At 53.5% G+C, this 1,973-nt stretch carries 2 tRNA genes and 1 rRNA gene; all 3 read right to left on the bottom strand.

Going from position 1 to position 1,973, the window contains the following annotated elements:
* Positions 1-99 precede the first annotated feature (99 nt).
* The 3 genes from RW65_RS00060 to RW65_RS00050 all read right to left on the bottom strand — a co-directional run bounded on the left by RW65_RS00060 (position 100) and on the right by RW65_RS00050 (position 1,970).
* Positions 100-175: transfer RNA gene (locus RW65_RS00060), tRNA-Ala, on the bottom strand.
* Positions 176-281: 106 nt separating this feature from the next.
* Positions 282-358, bottom strand: a tRNA-Ile gene (locus RW65_RS00055).
* A 72-nt stretch (positions 359-430) separates the two neighbouring features.
* A 16S ribosomal RNA gene (locus RW65_RS00050) occupies positions 431-1,970 on the bottom strand.
* Between the last annotated feature and the right edge of the window lie 3 nt (positions 1,971-1,973).

Raw genomic sequence — 1,973 nt, 5'->3', positions numbered from 1 at the left:
GTTTCAATTTTCAGCTTGATCCAGATTTTTAAAGAGCAAAACTTCGCAGTGCACCTTCTCAGGTACACTCTGAAGTTTTTTTGTATCGTGCAGTAAAGATGGTGGAGCTATGCGGGATCGAACCGCAGACCTCCTGCGTGCAAAGCAGGCGCTCTCCCAGCTGAGCTATAGCCCCATCGTGGCGAATCTCATCAACCCTAACTACTGGTGAGGCAAGGCGTGGTGACACGAAGCATACTCCAGTATGTGAGTGTCGCCGCAACGCAGCATCAGCAGAAGTTTGGTAGGCCTGAGTGGACTTGAACCACCGACCTCACCCTTATCAGGGGTGCGCTCTAACCACCTGAGCTACAAGCCTGCAGAGATTTTTACTGCCCGTTATTTTCATCAGACAATCTGTGTGGACACTACAGAGAAAGGTTCTTTCAGGTAAGGAGGTGATCCAACCGCAGGTTCCCCTACGGTTACCTTGTTACGACTTCACCCCAGTCATGAATCACAAAGTGGTAAGCGCCCTCCCGAAGGTTAAGCTACCTACTTCTTTTGCAACCCACTCCCATGGTGTGACGGGCGGTGTGTACAAGGCCCGGGAACGTATTCACCGTAGCATTCTGATCTACGATTACTAGCGATTCCGACTTCATGGAGTCGAGTTGCAGACTCCAATCCGGACTACGACGCACTTTATGAGGTCCGCTTGCTCTCGCGAGGTCGCTTCTCTTTGTATGCGCCATTGTAGCACGTGTGTAGCCCTGGTCGTAAGGGCCATGATGACTTGACGTCATCCCCACCTTCCTCCAGTTTATCACTGGCAGTCTCCTTTGAGTTCCCGGCCGAACCGCTGGCAACAAAGGATAAGGGTTGCGCTCGTTGCGGGACTTAACCCAACATTTCACAACACGAGCTGACGACAGCCATGCAGCACCTGTCTCACAGTTCCCGAAGGCACCAAGCCATCTCTGGCAAGTTCTGTGGATGTCAAGACCAGGTAAGGTTCTTCGCGTTGCATCGAATTAAACCACATGCTCCACCGCTTGTGCGGGCCCCCGTCAATTCATTTGAGTTTTAACCTTGCGGCCGTACTCCCCAGGCGGTCTATTTAACGCGTTAGCTCCGGAAGCCACGCCTCAAGGGCACAACCTCCAAATAGACATCGTTTACGGCGTGGACTACCAGGGTATCTAATCCTGTTTGCTCCCCACGCTTTCGCACCTGAGCGTCAGTCTTCGTCCAGGAGGCCGCCTTCGCCACCGGTATTCCTCCAGATCTCTACGCATTTCACCGCTACACCTGGAATTCTACCTCCCTCTACGAGACTCAAGCCTGCCAGTTTCGGATGCAGTTCCCAGGTTGAGCCCGGGGATTTCACATCCGACTTGACAGACCGCCTGCGTGCGCTTTACGCCCAGTAATTCCGATTAACGCTTGCACCCTCCGTATTACCGCGGCTGCTGGCACGGAGTTAGCCGGTGCTTCTTCTGCGGGTAACGTCAATTGCTGCGGTTATTAACCACAACACCTTCCTCCCCGCTGAAAGTACTTTACAACCCGAAGGCCTTCTTCATACACGCGGCATGGCTGCATCAGGCTTGCGCCCATTGTGCAATATTCCCCACTGCTGCCTCCCGTAGGAGTCTGGACCGTGTCTCAGTTCCAGTGTGGCTGGTCATCCTCTCAGACCAGCTAGGGATCGTCGCCTAGGTGAGCCGTTACCCCACCTACTAGCTAATCCCATCTGGGCACATCTGATGGCAAGAGGCCCGAAGGTCCCCCTCTTTGGTCTTGCGACGTTATGCGGTATTAGCTACCGTTTCCAGTAGTTATCCCCCTCCATCAGGCAGTTTCCCAGACATTACTCACCCGTCCGCCACTCGTCACCCGAGAGCAAGCTCTCTGTGCTACCGTTCGACTTGCATGTGTTAGGCCTGCCGCCAGCGTTCAATCTGAGCCATGATCAAACTCTTCAATTTAAA

Origin of the sequence: Enterobacter sp. Bisph1, from assembly GCF_000814905.1 — a bacterium.
Taxonomy (GTDB): domain Bacteria; phylum Pseudomonadota; class Gammaproteobacteria; order Enterobacterales; family Enterobacteriaceae; genus Kosakonia.
Note: the sequence above shows the minus strand (reverse complement) of the source record. Positions and strands in the feature narration are given on the sequence as shown.